The following is a 15,292-nucleotide window of genomic DNA, read 5'->3' as shown; positions in this document are numbered from 1 at the left end:
GCCCCACACTCAACCGAATATCCTACACGGTTGCCCGCAGGTCCTTCGGACCCCGCCGGATCTCGTCCAGACCGCCTGCAATCACCGCCTGCGCTGCCGCCAGCCTTGCGATCGGCACGCGGAAGGGCGAGCAGGAGACATAGTCGAGGCCGATCGTTTCGCAGAAGCGGATCGAGGCTGGGTCGCCGCCATGTTCGCCGCAGATGCCGAGCTTCATGTCGTTGCGGGTGCGCCGGCCGCGTTCGGCGGCGATGCTGATCAATTCACCGACACCGTCGAAATCCAGCGAGATGAAGGGATCGTGCTCGATGATGCCCTTGCGCTGATAGGTGGGGATGAAGGCCGAGGCGTCGTCGCGCGAGATGCCGAAGGTCGTCTGCGTCAGGTCGTTGGTGCCGAAGGAGAAGAATTCGGCGGCTTCGGCAATCACATGGGCGCGAAGCGCCGCACGCGGCAGCTCGATCATCGTGCCGACGAGATAATCGATCTTCATGCCTGCCTCGCGCATCACGTCGGCGGCGACCTCGTCGATGCGCGCCTTGACGTAATCGAGCTCGGTGCGCAGGCCAACGAGCGGCACCATGATCTCCGGCACAACGGCTGCCCCGGTCTCCTTGGCTGCGGTGACCGCCGCCTCAAAAATGGCGCGGGCCTGCATCTCGACGATTTCGGGATAGGAGATCGCCAGCCGGCAGCCGCGATGGCCGAGCATCGGATTGAACTCGTGCAGCGCATCGACGCGCTGGCGAAGCACGGATGCCTCCATGCCCATGGCGAAGGCGACTTCGGCCACCTCGTCATCGGTCTTCGGCAGGAATTCGTGCAGCGGCGGATCGAGCAGGCGGATCGTCACCGGCAGGCCGTGCATGACGGTGAAGAGGCCGGTGAAATCCAGCCGCTGCATCGGCAGCAGCTTGTCGAGCGCCACCCGCCTGCCCTTCTCATCGACGGCCAGGATCATCTCGCGCATCACATGGATGCGCTCGCCCTCGAAGAACATGTGTTCGGTGCGGCAAAGGCCGATGCCTTCGGCGCCGAAGGAGCGGGCGGCGAGCGCATCGGCCGGCGTATCGGCATTGGTGCGCACGGTCATGCGCCTGGCGCGGTCGGCCCAACCCATGATGCGGCCGAAATCGCCGGACAGCTCCGGCTGGATCATCGGCACTTCGCCCTTCAGCACCTGGCCGGCCGAACCATCGATGGTGATGATATCGCCTTTCTTGAGCGTGACACCGACGCCGAGTAGCCGCTCGTTGCGCGCGTCGATGCGCATGGTGCCGGCGCCGACGACGCAGGGGATGCCCATGCCGCGGGCAACGACCGCCGCATGGCTGGTCATGCCGCCGCGGGTCGTCAGAATGCCTTCGGCAGCATGCATGCCATGAATATCCTCGGGGCTGGTCTCAACCCTGAGCAGGATGACCTTGCGGCCCTCGGATTCCGCCTCGACGGCCTCTTCGGCGGTGAAGACGATGGCGCCGGTGGCAGCGCCGGGCGAGGCCGGCAGCCCGGAGCCGATCACCTGGCGGGTGACGCGCGGATCGATCGTCGGATGCAGCAGCTGGTCGAGGCTGGAGGGCTCGATGCGCAGCACCGCCTCGTCCTCGGTGATCACCCCCTCGTCGACCATATCGACGGCGATCTTCATTGCCGCCCGGGTCGAGCGCTTGGCCGAGCGGGTCTGCAACATCCACAGCTTGCCGCGCTCGATGGTGAATTCGATATCCTGCATGTCGCGGTAATGGATCTCGAGGTCGGTGCAGATGCGGCAGAGCTCGCGGAACGCCTCCGGCATCAGCTTTTCCATCGAGGGTTTTTCGGAGCCGGAGGAAATTCGCCCATCCTCGGTGATGCTTTGCGGCGTGCGGATGCCGGCCACGACATCCTCGCCCTGGGCATTAACCAGGAATTCGCCATAAAGCGCTCTCTCGCCGGTCGAGGGGTTGCGGGTGAAGGCAACGCCGGTGGCGGACGAATTGCCGAGATTGCCGAAGACCATCGCCTGGATGTTGATCGCGGTGCCCCAGCCTTCGGGAATATTGTGGAGCTGGCGGTAGGTGACGGCGCGCGCGCTCATCCAGCTGGAAAAGACGGCGCCGACGGCACCCCAAAGCTGGACTTCGGGATCCTGCGGGAATTCCTGCTCCAGCTCCTCCTCGATCAGCTTCTTGTAGAGGGAGACGATATGCTGCCATTCCGAGGCGCTGAGTTCGGTATCGAATTCATGGCCGAGCTTGGCCTTCTCGTCTTCCAGGATCTCCTCGAAGGCGTCGTTGCCGAGGCCCATGACGACATCGGCATACATCTGGATGAAACGGCGGTAGCTGTCCCAGGCAAAACGCGCGTCGCCGGCATCATGGCCGAGCGCCTGCACCGTCTCGTCGTTGAGGCCGAGATTGAGCACCGTGTCCATCATGCCAGGCATGGAGACGCGGGCGCCGGAGCGCACCGATAAGAGCAGCGGCTGGCTGACGGAGCCGAAGCGGCGGCCGGTGATTGCCTCGATCGCCGATATGCCGGCGCGCACCTCGGCCTTCACCGCATTCTCGATGTGGCGGCCGTTCTTGTAATAGGTGTTGCAGGCATCGCTGACGATCGTCAGCCCCGGCGGCACCGGAAGTCCGAGCGCGCACATTTCCGCGAGATTGGCGCCCTTGCCGCCCAGAATCTCGTGATCGCGCGCCCGGCCCTCAGCCTGCCCGTCGCCGAACCTATAGACCCACTTGGTCATCTTCCCCCCAAAACCACAAAGGGATCAGCTTAATCCCTCAGACTGCCGACAACGCTGCGCCCTCTTTCGTCATGCTCGGGCTTGTCCCGAGTATCTGCTACCGGTTGATGCGCAGCAGATCCTCGGCACAAGGCCGAGGATGACGCCGAGCAGGGAGCGACGTCTGTCAACAAACTTAGGGATTAGCTTAATCCCTTGGAGTTGAAATGAAAATCGACAAATGCGGCAAAATGTTGCGTTGCACAATAAATCTTGCGGCAGCCGGCGGTCAAAACGTTTGAAACATGGCTGACATGAAAAAAGGCACAAAAAAAGCTTTGCGGGACTGCAACAATGTCCCGCAAAGCCTTGTTTCCGTCCGGCCAGGAAAACCGGACGGGGGGTCCCTCAACCCAAAAACGGCTCAGCTTTTTCTCAAAACAGAACCGCTGTGACCTCGTCATACGCAATTCCTGAGAAAATAGATCGCTACTTCCCAAGATTTGCTCTCGGTTTCCGGTTCTTGCCCTCGCCCGGAAAACCGCACGCAAATTCGACAATGCGCAACCTCTGGTCGCCCGCTTTCCAGCAGAGTAATTAGGTTGCGTTGAAACAACTTCTAATGCAAGTCAGCGAAAAGAGCATCACCCAAATGGGGTACAGACGGCAAGAGAGCCGACCTTTTTTGGTGTTTATTGCTTGACCTTTGATTTTACGCAATTTCTAGGCGCGAAACCGCGCCATAGCTTTGCTGAAATTGCGTCGGCGCTCGGCGTCGACGTGGATGCTCGGGTCAAGCCCGAGCATGACGGAGACGGAGGGCGCGATGGCAAGAGGGGAAACGCCCGGAGCATTGTCTTGGTCAGCAGGTTCCCCACCCTCCGTCATCCTCGGGCTTGACCCGAGGATCCACACCGCGAGCACTGCCGGACCGTGAAAGTAAGAAATGTCGCCCTTCCCTAACGCCAGGAGAGACCGCAAAGGCTCTCCTCACGAAAACCTCAGGCAATCTCGCGCAGGCGCTCGGCCATTTGCAGGTCGACGGAGACGAGCTGGGAGACGCCCTGCTCGGCCATGGTGACGCCGAACAGGCGGTTCATGCGGGCCATGGTGATCGGATTGTGGGTGATGATGACGAAGCGTGTTTCGGTGGAGGCCGCCATTTCGTCCATCAGATTGCAGTAGCGCTCGACATTGTGGTCGTCGAGCGGCGCGTCCACTTCGTCGAGCACGCAGATCGGCGCCGGATTGGTGAGGAACACCGCAAAGATCAGCGCCATCGCCGTCAGCGCCTGTTCGCCGCCGGAGAGCAGCGTCATGGTCTGCGGCTTCTTGCCGGGCGGGCGGGCGAGGATTTCGAGGCCGGCTTCCAGCGGATCGTCGGATTCGATCAGCTGCAGTTCGGCGGTGCCGCCGCCGAAAAGATGGGTGAATAGCCGCTGGAACTGGGCGTTGACGATGTCGAAGGCGGCGATCAGCCGTTCGCGGCCCTCGCGGTTGAGGCTCTGGATGGCGCCGCGCAGCTTGCGGATCGCATCGATGACATCGTCGCGTTCCTTGATCAGCGCTTCGAGCTTCTCGCTCAGTTCCTTCTGCTCCTCGTCGGCGCGCAGGTTGACGGCGCCGAGCCGCTCGCGCTCGATCCTCAGGCGCTCCAGCTCGCGCTCGACTTCGCGCGGATCGGGAAGCGCCTGCATGGTCGGGCGCCCGGTCAGCTGCAGTGCCTCGTGCGGCGCGACGTTCAGGACCTCGCGGATGCGGCCTTCGCTTTCCTGCCGCTTCTCGCGAGCCGAAACCAGGCGCTCCTCGGCGCGGCCGCGGCGTTCACGGCATTCGGCAAGTTCCGACAGGGCCGTCGTCGCCTTCTGGTCGGCCTCGCGCTGGATGCGTTCGGCCTCGGCCAGAAGGTCGCTCGCCTGGCGGCGGGCCTCCTCGGCCTTCTGCAATTCGCTGAGCAAAGCGCGGCGCTTGTCGTCGAATTCATCCGGCGCCAGTTCGAGCTCGGCTGCCTCGTCGCGCGCCTCTTCCTCACGTTCGCGCAGTGTCGCAACATGGTCTTCAGCACTTGCCGCCCGCTGGCGCCAGGTCTCGCGCTCCTGGCCGATCGCCATGATGCGGCGCTGGCGGGCCTCGTTTTCCCTCGCCAGGCTTTCATGGCGGGCGCGGCTTTCGGCCAGCGCGCCGCGATCGGTCGCAACTTCCGCCTGCTGGAACCGCAGCCGCTCGTCGATCGCAGTCAGATCGGGCGCGTCCTCCAGCTCGATGCGGGCATTCTCTTCCTGGATGGCGATTTCTTCCAGCTGCGACCGCAACTGGCTGGCCGCCTCGCTGACGACATCGCGGCGGCGGATCAGATCGCCGGAGGCACGCTCGGCGAAAGCGAGAGCGTCGCGCGCTTCGGCCAAATGACGCGCCGACAGGCGGCTCATGTCGCGCGCCTCGGCAAGCCGGCGCTCCTCGGCGCGGATCGCTTCGGCAGCGGCTGTCTGCCGCTCTTCGGCTTCGGCAAGCACGTCGCGAGCAAGGACGGCTTCACCTTCGAGCTCGGCCAGGCGGTTCTTCTGGGCAAGGCGCAGTGCCGCCGCACTCGGGGCATCGGCACCGGTGACATGGCCGTCCCAGCGATAGACGGCGCCCTCTTTCGTCACCAGCCGCTGGCCGGGCTTCAGCCCCGCCATCAGCGACTGCGCCTCCCCTTCCGCCACCAGGCCGATCTGGCGCAGGCGGCGGGTGAGTGCCGCCGGCGCACGGACATGGGCAAGCAGCGGCGCAACACCGGATGGAAGCGCGGGATCGCCAGCACCGTCGCCATTGTCCGACCAATGGGCCGGCGCCTCGGCATCGAGCGGCGATTCCAGATCGTCGCCGAGGGCAGCGCCGAGTGCGGTTTCGAAGCCGCGATCGACCTTCAGCTCGTCGGCAACCGGCGGAAATTTGCCGGCCGCAGCACCGGCGGCGAGCATGCGGGAAATGGTGCGGGCCTCGGTTTCCAACGCATTCAGGCTCGAACGGGCCTGATCGACCGGCGCACGCGACAGCGCCTCGGTCTGGCGGGCCGCGGCAAGCGCCTGGTCGACCGCCTGCACCGCGGCCTCCGCATCGGCGACGGCGATCTCGCCGGCTTCGACGATGGCGCGTTTCTCGTCGGGATCGGGCAGGCCGGCGATCTTCTCGCCGACGGCTGACAGTTCCTGGTTTGCCTCGTCCATCTGCCGTTCGAGGCGCATCCGCCGGTCCGTGAGATCGCGGATGGCGCGTTCCAGCTGGTTGCGGCCGGCGGCAGCCTCGGCGCGCTCGGCAGTCAGCTGGGTAAAGATGCGCTCGCTGTCGGCAAGTTTTGCCGCCGCCTCCTCGAAGGCCTCGCGGGTTTCCTCGGCATAACGGCCGGAATCGGCGAGGATCTCCGAAATCTCCGCCTCTTCCGCATCGAGCCTCGCCAGAATGACGGCATTGTCGGCCACCAACCGCTGCTCGCGGCTTATATCCTCGGCAAGCTGGGCGAGACGGCGGGTCAGCTCGTCGCGGCGGCGCAGGATGCGGCCGGCATCTTCCTCCAGCTGGCTTCTGGCGATCTGCAGGCGCTGCAGGGCTGCGGCCGCACGCGCCTCGCCCTCGCGCAGTTCCGGCAGCTTCAAGCTGGCGACAGCCTGGTTCTTCGCCGCCTCCATCTGCATCTGCGCCTTTTCGGCGACGACGGAGGTCGCCTGGTTCAAGGCGCTGTCGGCCTCGGCCTCGGCTTCCTTGGCCTGCACCCAGCGGATATGCAGCAGCATCGCCTCGCGGGCGCGGATATCGGCAGACAGCGTCTTGAAGCGGTTTGCCTGGCGGGCCTGGCGCTTCAGGCTCTCGATCTGGCTTTCGAGCTGCGAGGTGACGTCGTCGAGACGCTCGAGATTGCCTTCGGCGGCACGCAGTCGCAGCTCGGCCTCGTGGCGGCGGGAATGAAGGCCGGAAATACCGGCCGCCTCTTCGAGCAGCTGGCGGCGGGCCTGCGGTTTTGCCTGGATCAGTTCGCCGATGCGCCCCTGCCCGACCATCGAGGGTGAACGCGCGCCGGTGGAGGCGTCGGCAAACAGCAGCTGCACGTCCTTGGCGCGGCTTTCCTTGCCGTTGATGCGATAGAGCGAACCCTGTTCGCGCTCGATGCGGCGGGTGACCTGGATCTCGTCGCTGTCGTTGAAGGCGGCAGGCGCGGTGCGCTCGGCATTATCGAGATAGAGCGCCACCTCCGCGGTATTGCGCGCCGGGCGGTTGCCGGAACCCGAGAAGATCACGTCGTCCATGCCGGAGGCGCGCATGTTCTTGTAGGAATTTTCGCCCATCACCCAGCGCAGCGCCTCGACGAGGTTCGACTTGCCGCAGCCGTTCGGGCCGACGACGCCGGTCAGCCCGCGTTCGATGATGAATTCGGTCGGCTCGACGAAGGATTTGAAACCGACCAGGCGCAGCTTGTTGAACTTCATGCAGCCGCTCCGCAGCGCGGGGCGGGCTCGTCATGCAGCCACAAAAAAACGGGCGCGCGGCTTTCGCCGTCGCCCGTTCTATCGAAACGATCCGGTTCAGAGCAGGCTGTCGATGAGCTTCGACAAAGTGTCAACCGGCATGTCTCCAGAGTAGCGCTTGCCATTGATCAGGAAAGTCGGGGTGGCGTTGACGCCGAAATCCTTGGAACCTCTTTCCCGCGTGGCGTTCACTTCATCCAGAAGCTTCTGGTTCGTCAAGCATTTCGTGAAGCTATCCTCAGTAAATCCGGCAAGCTTCGACATCTGCAGCAGTGCGGCGCGGCCATCGTCGGCGGCGGCCCAGACCTGCTGCTGCTTGAAGAGCATCGAAACCATCGGGAAATACTGTTCCGGCGTGCTCAACTGCTCCGGATTGGAAGAATTGCAGCGGGCGAGCATGAAGGCAGCGGCGGCGCGCGGGTCGAAGGGGAATTCGCGGATGATAAACTGCACCTTGCCGCTGTCGACATATTTCTGCTTGATCGTGTCGAAGACGGTGTTGTGGAAATGGGCGCAATGCGGGCAGGTCATCGACATGTATTCGACGATCTTGACCGGGGCATCGGCCTTGCCGAGCGCCATTTCCGGCAGCACGCCGGGCTTCAGCACTTCGGCCATGTCGACATCGCCGTCGGACTCCGGCATTTCGGTCGCCGAGGTGGCCGCCGTCTGCATGGTGTCGACATTGGTGCCATCAGCCATGGTCTTGCCGGAGGACGAAGCATCGGCAGCGTCCTTGCTGTCGTTGCAGGCGACAAGCGCTACGGCAGCTGCGGCGATGGCGATACCGCTGAGCAGGCGGCGTTTCGTCAGTTGCATTTCGGACATCTGCATGAATTCCCCATAAATAATGAGATTGACGGCATGACTGTGCGATATAACGGCTGGCGGCCACTCACAAGGCACGGTTCGCCAACTTCCTTCAAAGAATTGTGACCGTGGTGGGACGACTAGACCAAAAATTGCAGGATTGGAGGCTTTGCCGATTTCATCGGCAGACATCGCGGCGGCTGCCAGCCCGTATCGGCTGGTCGCTCAGTTGTCCACCCCGTAACGCGCCGTCAGCTCGGCCAGCGGCACCGTATCGCCCTCATCGCGGCGAAGTTCTTCGAGGCGCCTTTCGGCAAGATAGATATCTTCGACGTCGTCGAGATGCGCAAGGATGGCTTGACGCACATAGAAACTCTTGCTGCGGCCGGTACGCCTCGAAAGCTCAATCAGCCGCGTTTCGATATCAGTGGGCAACTGCAAGACCAGCATGATTTTTCTCCCGTCTGCGATACAAGTATAGCAGACGACTGTTCAGAGGGATATTTTAATGCATTCTTTGACGAAGACTTTTCTCTATTACGTTCTTATTGCATCTGTCGCATTGGCGATAAACGTCAAGAGCGTGCTCGCGTCTGAAGACAGCGGTAGTATTGTTTTCAGATGCTTAAATGTCTAAAGCTGCCTGCGGACGCGCCGAGTGCTTATAGCTTCCTGATTGTAGCGGTCATCAAGGATGGATCTGCCGACTTTTTATCCATCAACTTCCGCACTCCACCATCCGAATGGGAAAAAACCGCAGCCCCGTTGATCGCTGATGCGATCACACAGTGCGAGCCTTATAGCTCTGTCTCGGGCAGGATGGAATTTGCTGTTACCCGCGAGCTTGTCGAAGCACGATCAAAAAACTAAGCATGCGGAGATAGGGCGTTTTGCTGATCAGCGTTGATTCCCCCGTTTCCCCATCACCGCGGTCCCCAAGCGCTGAATCGCCTGGCGCAGCTTGTCGTTCTCTATCCCCTCCATCATGCCTTCGAGCTTGCGGGCGGCTTCGCCCTTCAGCGGCGGCGGGGTGCGGGAGCGACGGATGGCTTGTGAGACCGGCTTCTGGACGATGCGGATCTGGTGGACGGCGGCAAAGCCGAAGAAGCTGTTGATGCGCTGGATGAGTTCGCCCTGGGCATGGGTGAGGAAGAGCGCACGCGCGCCTTCGCAGGCAATGGTCAGCACGCCGGGGCGGAAGCCGCCGGTCTCATCGCCGCCGCGGGCCCAGGCGATCTTTTCCGGCCGGGTGCAATCGGCGAAATCCTCGCCGGCAATTTCACTCCACGAGCCGAGCAGAGCCGTGTTGATGCCGGCCCGCCTGGCAAGCACGGGATCGATCAGCCCGTTCGCTAGCTCGGAAATCTGCTTTGCACCTTTACGTGGATAACTCATCGAAACCCTTCAGCGACGCCCCCAATTCGCATGCCAATTCGCACAGGCGACTTGATCGCGCGGCATTGCTTCGCCAAGTATAGGCACTTCCCCCCATCGCGGCAAATCATGACGATCACCACACTCGACACGCCCTCAGCCAAGCCCCTGCTCGACTGGTACGATCGCCACCACCGCGACCTGCCCTGGCGCGTTTCGCCCCGCATGGCGGCCCGCGGCGTCAAACCCGATCCCTATCGCGTCTGGCTGTCCGAGGTGATGCTGCAGCAGACGACGGTGCAGGCGGTCAAACCCTATTTCGAAAAGTTTCTGCAGCGTTGGCCTCAGGTGACCGATCTGGCCGCGGCGGAGACCGATGCGGTGATGGCCGCCTGGGCGGGGCTTGGCTATTACGCGCGGGCCCGCAACCTGAAGAAATGCGCCGAAGCCGTGGCGACAGAGCATGGCGGCATCTTTCCCGATACCGAAGACGGCCTCAAATCGCTCCCCGGCATCGGCGACTATACGGCAGCCGCCGTCGCCGCAATCGCCTTCAACCGGCAGGCGGCCGTCATGGACGGCAATGTCGAGCGGGTGATCTCCAGGCTCTATGCGATCGCCACGCCGCTTCCGGCCGCAAAGCCGGCGATGAAGGAGAAGGTGGCTCTGCTGACGCCCGAGATACGGCCCGGCGATTTCGCCCAGGCGATGATGGATCTGGGTGCCACGATCTGCACGCCGAAACGGCCGGCCTGTTCGCTCTGTCCGTTCCGAGGTGCGTGCGCGGCGCTGAAGCTTTCCGATCCCGAACTCTTTCCCGTCAAGGCGGCGAAGAAGGAAAAACCGGTCAGATACGGCGCGGCCTTCATCGCGGTAACAGGTGATGGCGAGATCCTGCTCAGGCGGCGCATCGACAGCGGCCTGCTCGGCGGCATGACCGAGGTGCCGACGACCGCCTGGACGGCGCGCATCGACGGCGAGACCTCGACCAAGGCGGCGCCCTTCGACGCAGCATGGCAGGCCTCCGGCACCGTCATCCATGTCTTCACCCATTTCGAGCTCAGGCTTTCCATCTGGCGTGCGGCCATCGCTGCCAAGGTCGGCACGAATGACGGATGGTGGGAGCCGGTTACAAATCTTGAAGCCCAGGCGCTGCCGACCATCATGAAAAAAGCGATCGCAGCGGCTATTCCTCTCGCGTTTAAAACATCCAAGGGATGACCATGACCAGCGACATAAGACATATCGTTTTCGACATCGGCAAAGTCCTTATTCATTACGACCCACATCTCCCTTTCAGCCGCCTCATCCCTGATGAGACCGAGCGCAACTGGTTCTTCGCCAATATCTGCACCCATGACTGGAACATCGAGCAGGACCGCGGCCGCACTTGGGCGGAGGCCGAAGCGCTGCTGATCGAACAGCACCCTGCCCGCGAAGAGCATATCCGCGCCTTCCGCAAATATTGGCATGAGATGGTGCCGCACGCCTATGACGACAGCGTCGCGATCATGGAAGGGCTGATTGCCGAAGGGCGCGACGTGACGATGCTCACCAACTTTGCCTCCGACACGTTCCGCGAGGCGCAGGCGCGCTTCCCTTTCCTCAACCTACCGCGCGGCGTCACCGTTTCCGGCGATGTCGGCCTGATCAAGCCCGATGTCGCGATCTACGAGACGCATACGAAAAGTTTCGGCCTCGATCCCGCCGCAACGATCTTCATCGACGACGCGCCAGTCAATGTCGAAGGCGCTAAAGCCTTCGGCTGGAATGCAGTTCTGTTTTCGGGCGCCGACAAATTGCGCAGCGATCTCGCCGGCTATGGGGTGAAGGTCTGAGATCCATGGCTTTCGACCCGACAAAGCAAATCGAACTCTTCCACGCCGCGATCAACGCCCTCGATTTTCCCGCGATCGAGAATTATTTCGCCGAGGACGCGACCTATGTCTCGAACGGCGTCGGCGATCTCACCGGCCGCGCCGAGATCATGGCTGCCTTCCGGCGCTATTTCGAGGACTATCCCGATCAGACGGCGGAAAATTCGCTGGTGGAAACATTGACGCCGCTTTCCGGCCGGTCGGTCTGGTCGGTACGCGCCACCCACAGCAAGACGGGCAAGCCGCTGATCCGCGAGGGCGAGGAGACGATCACCTTCAACGCGGAAGGCCGCGTCACGAGGGTCGAGGTCACCGACTACCAGGAGTTCTGACTAGAGCAATTCCAGCAAAAATGTGCAGCGGTTTTGCGTCCGGAATTGCGCAAAAACAAAAAGAGGACGCCCGGGGGGTTGACCCCGGGCGCCTTGGTCTTCTTCCGCAACTGGAGGGAAATCGGAAGAAGGTGGTTTCGATCCGTCAGAGGCGTTGCTCACTCCGCCTTTGCCAGATCACTGCGGATGACGGACCTGAGATCGTCGATCGGGCGCAGGGACTGCCCGTCTTCGAAATGCCAGAAGGTCCATCCGTTGCATGCATCGAGACCCTGCACCTTGGCGCCGAGACGATGAATGGAGCCGGCCTCGCCGCCGGAAGCTACCGTGCCGTCGGCGCGGACAATCGCGCTATAGCGGCGCCTGGCGTCGGTCAGCACCTGGCCGGGCTTGATCAGGCCGCTTTCAACAAGCACGTTGAAGGCGACGCGGACTTCCGCCTTCTTGCCTGTCATGACGGTCAGTTCCGCCTTACCGAGCGGCTCGACGGCGGCGATGCGGGCTGCGGCCGCATCGATATAATCCTGTTCGCGTTCGATACCGACGAAGTGACGGCCGAGACGCTTGGCGACGGCGCCCGTCGTTCCCGAGCCGAAGAACGGATCGAGCACGATATCGCCGGGCTTGGTCGAGGCCATGATGACGCGGGCAAGCAGCGCTTCCGGCTTCTGCGTCGGATGCGCCTTCTTGCCGTCCTCGCCCTTCAGCCGCTCGCTGCCGTTGCAGATCGGGAACAGCCAGTCGGAGCGCATCTGGACGTCGTCATTGGCGGCCTTCAGCGCATCGTAATTGAAGGTATAGCCCTTGGCCTTGGCGCTGGGACTTGCCCAGATCATCGTCTCATGGGCGTTCTGGAAACGGCGGCCCTTGAAATTCGGCATCGGGTTGGTCTTGCGCCAGATGATGTCGTTGAGGATCCAGAAATTCAGATCCTGCAGCGTGGCGCCGACGCGGAAGATATTGTGGTAGGAGCCGATCACCCAGATCGAGCCGGTCGGCTTCAGCACGCGGCGGCAAGCCAGCAGCCAGGCGCGGGTAAACGCGTCATAGGCCTCGAAGGAGGCGAACTGATCCCATTCGTCATCGACCGCATCGACCAGCGACTGATCGGGACGATGCAGCGTTCCGCCGAGCTGGAGATTATACGGCGGATCGGCAAAGATGATATCGACGGAGTGGCTGGGCAAAGCCTCAAGGGCGCTGACACAATCACCCTTGATGATCGTGTCAACCCAAGACCCGGCCCTGGAATCCTGCCGGGAATCCGACTTGACGGAAGCCTTGAGGTCGGCAAGCGGAAAAACTGATGCCATTCTGATACTCACTCATACGCTCTACGCTTAACTGTCCGTTATGGTTACGCAACTTAGTTACCAAAGCCTGAAGCGGTGGCCGATTTCGGGAATTTATTCGGGCGGCCGATGAGTGAGCGGCAGACTTTGCCGCCGCCGGCGATCAGGCGGCGTCGTGAACCCTACGGCTGTCGGCCGGCGCCTCGTCGCGTTCGAACATGCCGTAATCGCGGACGACACTGGCAATCCGCAGGCGATAATCGGCGAAGATGCCGCCGCGTGCGGCCTGCTGGGCTGCCCTATGAGCCTCGAGATTGCGCCATTGCTTGACGGCCTCTTCGTCGCGGAAGAAGGAGAGCGACAGCAGCTTGCCGCGCGTCGTCAGGCTCTCGAAACGCTCGATCGAGATGAAGCCGTCGATCTTTTCGAGTTCGCCGCGCAACTCGCCGGCAAGATCCAGATATTTGTGGCGTTCGCCCATATAGGGCACGACTTCGAAGATGACGGCGATCATGACAGCACCAGCTTTGCGTGAGGAGCGGAGACATTTTTGAGGAAGATGCGATCCTCCTTCAGGATGAAGCCTTCGCGTCTGGCAAATTCATAATTCTCACGGCCGAGCGGGTCGGAAGCCAGCCTGGCGCGATAGGCTTCGTAAGCGGCGAGGCTTTCGATATTGTAGACGCCGTAGGCCGTCGTTGCCGATCCCTCATGCGGACCGAAATAGCCGATCAGGTCGGCGCCATTCTTCGGGATTGCCTGGCCCCAGTTGCGGGCATAGTCAGCAAACGCCTCCTTCTTGAAGGGGTCGATCTGATAGCGGATGAAGCAGGTGATCATATCGTTTCTCCTTTGGCTGCCCACCAGTTTTCGCACATTGCCTGACGGCGATGCTTCGGTTACGATCGAAGTATGAAGGAAGGCCCAGACATTGCGCAGATCGGCGCGCTCATCGGCGATCCGGCGCGTGCCAACATGCTGGCGGCGCTCACCGGCGGCCGGGCGCTGACGGCGACCGAGCTTGCCGGCGTCGGCGGCATCACCGTGCAGACGGCGAGCACGCATCTCGCCAAGCTCGAAGCCGGCGGGCTGCTAACCCAGCGCAAGCAGGGGCGCCACCGCTATTTCACGCTGGCCGACGAGGCCGTCGCCCGGCTGATCGAAAGCATGATGGGCTTTGCCGCCGGACGCGGGCATCTGCGCCACCAGCCGGGACCGAAGGAGCCGGCGCTGCGCAAGGCGCGCATCTGCTACGATCATCTTGCCGGCGATTACGGCGTGCGCATGCTCGACAGCCTGATTGCATCAGGCGCGATCGACGCGGTCGGAGACGGTCTGGCGCTGACGGAAAAGGGCGAAAGCGAGCTCAAATGCATCGGCATCGATGTCAGCGACCTCAGATCCTCGCGCCGGCCGCTCTGCCGCTCCTGCCTCGACTGGAGCGAAAGACGAGCCCATCTGGCCGGCAGCCTCGGCAAGGCCCTGCTTTCAAGCTTCCTCGACAAAGGTTGGGCGCGGCGCACGGCGGAAAGCCGGTCGATCCTGTTCTCCCCGGAAGGTGACAGGCAGTTCCTCATGCTTTTCCCGGTCGATCCGTAGGTTATTGCGGATATGCAAGAGGTTCCGAGGCAGTCTCCAGCGCCCTCACGCACCTGCCCTCTTTTCATCTTCCTGCCGCACATGCGCCCGCAGCGCCGCGAGCGTGAGCGCCAGCGCCGCGTGATTGCTCTCGGCCTCGCCGAGGATGCTTTCGTCCTCCTTGATCTCGCGCAGCTGCGCACCGTAAAGCGACTCGTCTGCTGTCTGGCGACCGCGGGCGAGGTGCCAAACCGCATCCGGCCGGACTTCCCGGCACAGATCGATGGCGTGATTGACGTCGTGTGTGAAGGGCCGCGCCATCAGGAAGCCGTGCTCAGATTTGATACTGCTCGGCAGGTAATCGTGAGGACCGTCGAAATCGTTGGGCTCGGCCGGCCGGAGTTGCTTCAACAGAAAGGCACAGGTGATGAAGGCGTCGATCCGGCTGTCGGGCATGTCGGTCTTTTCCAGGGTTTCGATAATATCCTCGATCGTCATGCAGTCTTCCTCTTCATTCATTCTTTGGCATGCCGCTTCTCTTCCCAATAGCGGCGGTGGCGTTCTCCTCCCGATCGCCATCTAGTGCATGAGATTGCCAAAGGTAGGCCCGCCGCTGCGGTTCTCCCGACATGACGCGGAATTGATGGGCGTCGCTCCACCGGCCAGCGATGACGTCGCCTGCAGCCAAGCCTTCTTCGGCGCCGTCGAAGCCGCCGAGATTGAGGTATTCCGACCCGTCGGCCGGCTCATGAAACCCTCCCAGAACGCTCGAATGTCGACCATGACGGCGCGGTCGGACCAAGGTCCGAGGCCCATC

At 62.6% G+C, this 15,292-nt stretch carries 14 protein-coding genes; 4 read left to right on the top strand and 10 right to left on the bottom strand.

Annotated elements, in window-relative coordinates; genetic code table 11:
- Window positions 1-22 precede the first annotated feature (22 nt).
- The 6 genes from ppdK to RlegSU303_RS03475 all read right to left on the bottom strand — a co-directional run bounded on the left by ppdK (window position 23) and on the right by RlegSU303_RS03475 (window position 9,417).
- Window positions 23-2,731, bottom strand: a complete 2,709-nt coding sequence (gene ppdK, locus RlegSU303_RS03500) for a pyruvate, phosphate dikinase (RefSeq protein WP_231283463.1) — start codon at window positions 2,729-2,731, stop codon at window positions 23-25.
- 182 nt (window positions 2,732-2,913) lie between these two features.
- Window positions 2,914-3,174: a hypothetical protein gene (locus RlegSU303_RS03495; RefSeq protein ID WP_231283462.1), complete on the bottom strand. Its 261-nt coding sequence runs from the start codon at window positions 3,172-3,174 to the stop codon at window positions 2,914-2,916.
- Between the two features lie 537 nt (window positions 3,175-3,711).
- Window positions 3,712-7,173, bottom strand: a complete 3,462-nt coding sequence (locus tag RlegSU303_RS03490; RefSeq protein WP_222372535.1) for a chromosome segregation SMC family protein — start codon at window positions 7,171-7,173, stop codon at window positions 3,712-3,714.
- Between the two features lie 96 nt (window positions 7,174-7,269).
- A complete protein-coding gene (locus tag RlegSU303_RS03485) occupies window positions 7,270-8,040 on the bottom strand; it encodes a DsbA family protein (protein WP_017993213.1) in 771 nt (256 codons plus the stop codon).
- Between the two features lie 207 nt (window positions 8,041-8,247).
- Window positions 8,248-8,472, bottom strand: coding sequence for a type II toxin-antitoxin system RelB family antitoxin (gene relB / locus RlegSU303_RS03480; RefSeq protein WP_017959316.1), 225 nt, complete (start codon window positions 8,470-8,472; stop codon window positions 8,248-8,250).
- 447 nt (window positions 8,473-8,919) lie between these two features.
- On the bottom strand, window positions 8,920-9,417 hold the full coding sequence (locus RlegSU303_RS03475) for a DUF721 domain-containing protein (RefSeq protein ID WP_011650811.1): 498 nt from the start codon (window positions 9,415-9,417) through the stop codon (window positions 8,920-8,922).
- Window positions 9,418-9,525: 108 nt separating this feature from the next.
- Between RlegSU303_RS03475 and mutY the strand changes: the two genes are divergently transcribed.
- Genes mutY through RlegSU303_RS03460 form a run of 3 tightly spaced genes read left to right on the top strand, consistent with a single transcriptional unit; the run spans window position 9,526 to window position 11,605 of the window.
- Complete coding sequence (mutY, locus tag RlegSU303_RS03470) at window positions 9,526-10,617, top strand: A/G-specific adenine glycosylase (protein ID WP_231283461.1); 1,092 nt, start codon at window positions 9,526-9,528, stop codon at window positions 10,615-10,617.
- A gap of 2 nt (window positions 10,618-10,619) precedes the next feature.
- Window positions 10,620-11,234 carry an HAD family hydrolase gene (locus RlegSU303_RS03465; protein WP_222372501.1) on the top strand — a complete coding sequence of 205 codons (615 nt, stop codon included), beginning with the start codon at window positions 10,620-10,622 and terminating at the stop codon, window positions 11,232-11,234.
- Between the two features lie 5 nt (window positions 11,235-11,239).
- Window positions 11,240-11,605 carry a nuclear transport factor 2 family protein gene (locus RlegSU303_RS03460; protein WP_222372492.1) on the top strand — a complete coding sequence of 122 codons (366 nt, stop codon included), beginning with the start codon at window positions 11,240-11,242 and terminating at the stop codon, window positions 11,603-11,605.
- A 158-nt stretch (window positions 11,606-11,763) separates the two neighbouring features.
- Here the strand turns inward: RlegSU303_RS03460 and RlegSU303_RS03455 are convergent, their stop codons facing one another.
- The 3 genes from RlegSU303_RS03455 to RlegSU303_RS03445 form a co-directional block, all read right to left on the bottom strand.
- Complete coding sequence (locus RlegSU303_RS03455; protein ID WP_222372490.1) at window positions 11,764-12,918, bottom strand: site-specific DNA-methyltransferase; 1,155 nt, start codon at window positions 12,916-12,918, stop codon at window positions 11,764-11,766.
- A 142-nt stretch (window positions 12,919-13,060) separates the two neighbouring features.
- On the bottom strand, window positions 13,061-13,411 hold the full coding sequence (locus RlegSU303_RS03450) for an antibiotic biosynthesis monooxygenase family protein (RefSeq protein ID WP_231283460.1): 351 nt from the start codon (window positions 13,409-13,411) through the stop codon (window positions 13,061-13,063).
- Complete coding sequence (locus tag RlegSU303_RS03445; RefSeq protein WP_222352470.1) at window positions 13,408-13,737, bottom strand: NIPSNAP family protein; 330 nt, start codon at window positions 13,735-13,737, stop codon at window positions 13,408-13,410. Before RlegSU303_RS03445 ends, RlegSU303_RS03450 begins: the two co-directional genes overlap by 4 nt.
- 72 nt (window positions 13,738-13,809) lie before the next feature.
- On the opposite strand from RlegSU303_RS03445, the gene RlegSU303_RS03440 reads away from it, so the two are divergent.
- Entirely contained in the window at window positions 13,810-14,496 is a 687-nt protein-coding gene (locus RlegSU303_RS03440) for an ArsR/SmtB family transcription factor (protein ID WP_222372487.1), read from the top strand.
- A 45-nt stretch (window positions 14,497-14,541) separates the two neighbouring features.
- Here RlegSU303_RS03440 and RlegSU303_RS03435 read toward each other — a convergent pair whose 3' ends face one another.
- Complete coding sequence (locus tag RlegSU303_RS03435; protein WP_231283459.1) at window positions 14,542-14,973, bottom strand: hypothetical protein; 432 nt, start codon at window positions 14,971-14,973, stop codon at window positions 14,542-14,544.
- Between the last annotated feature and the right edge of the window lie 319 nt (window positions 14,974-15,292).

Source organism: Rhizobium sp. SU303 (assembly GCF_021052345.1).
Taxonomy (GTDB): Bacteria; Pseudomonadota; Alphaproteobacteria; order Rhizobiales; family Rhizobiaceae; genus Rhizobium; species Rhizobium laguerreae.
The sequence above is the reverse complement of the archived record's forward strand: the minus strand, read 5'-3'. Positions and strand labels throughout refer to the sequence as shown.

What these genes read in the sequence shown, in the direction of transcription:
- ppdK (WP_231283463.1), bottom strand. Translation starts at nt 2,731, where the DNA reads ATGACCAAGTGGGTCTATAGGTTCGGCGACGGGCAGGCTGAGGGCCGG.
- RlegSU303_RS03495 (WP_231283462.1), bottom strand. Translation starts at nt 3,174, where the DNA reads ATGACGAGGTCACAGCGGTTCTGTTTTGAGAAAAAGCTGAGCCGTTTT.
- RlegSU303_RS03490 (WP_222372535.1), bottom strand. Translation starts at nt 7,173, where the DNA reads ATGAAGTTCAACAAGCTGCGCCTGGTCGGTTTCAAATCCTTCGTCGAG.
- RlegSU303_RS03485 (WP_017993213.1), bottom strand. Translation starts at nt 8,040, where the DNA reads ATGTCCGAAATGCAACTGACGAAACGCCGCCTGCTCAGCGGTATCGCC.
- relB (WP_017959316.1), bottom strand. Translation starts at nt 8,472, where the DNA reads ATGCTGGTCTTGCAGTTGCCCACTGATATCGAAACGCGGCTGATTGAG.
- RlegSU303_RS03475 (WP_011650811.1), bottom strand. Translation starts at nt 9,417, where the DNA reads ATGAGTTATCCACGTAAAGGTGCAAAGCAGATTTCCGAGCTAGCGAAC.
- mutY (WP_231283461.1), top strand. Translation starts at nt 9,526, where the DNA reads ATGACGATCACCACACTCGACACGCCCTCAGCCAAGCCCCTGCTCGAC.
- RlegSU303_RS03465 (WP_222372501.1), top strand. Translation starts at nt 10,620, where the DNA reads ATGACCAGCGACATAAGACATATCGTTTTCGACATCGGCAAAGTCCTT.
- RlegSU303_RS03460 (WP_222372492.1), top strand. Translation starts at nt 11,240, where the DNA reads ATGGCTTTCGACCCGACAAAGCAAATCGAACTCTTCCACGCCGCGATC.
- RlegSU303_RS03455 (WP_222372490.1), bottom strand. Translation starts at nt 12,918, where the DNA reads ATGGCATCAGTTTTTCCGCTTGCCGACCTCAAGGCTTCCGTCAAGTCG.
- RlegSU303_RS03450 (WP_231283460.1), bottom strand. Translation starts at nt 13,411, where the DNA reads ATGATCGCCGTCATCTTCGAAGTCGTGCCCTATATGGGCGAACGCCAC.
- RlegSU303_RS03445 (WP_222352470.1), bottom strand. Translation starts at nt 13,737, where the DNA reads ATGATCACCTGCTTCATCCGCTATCAGATCGACCCCTTCAAGAAGGAG.
- RlegSU303_RS03440 (WP_222372487.1), top strand. Translation starts at nt 13,810, where the DNA reads ATGAAGGAAGGCCCAGACATTGCGCAGATCGGCGCGCTCATCGGCGAT.
- RlegSU303_RS03435 (WP_231283459.1), bottom strand. Translation starts at nt 14,973, where the DNA reads ATGACGATCGAGGATATTATCGAAACCCTGGAAAAGACCGACATGCCC.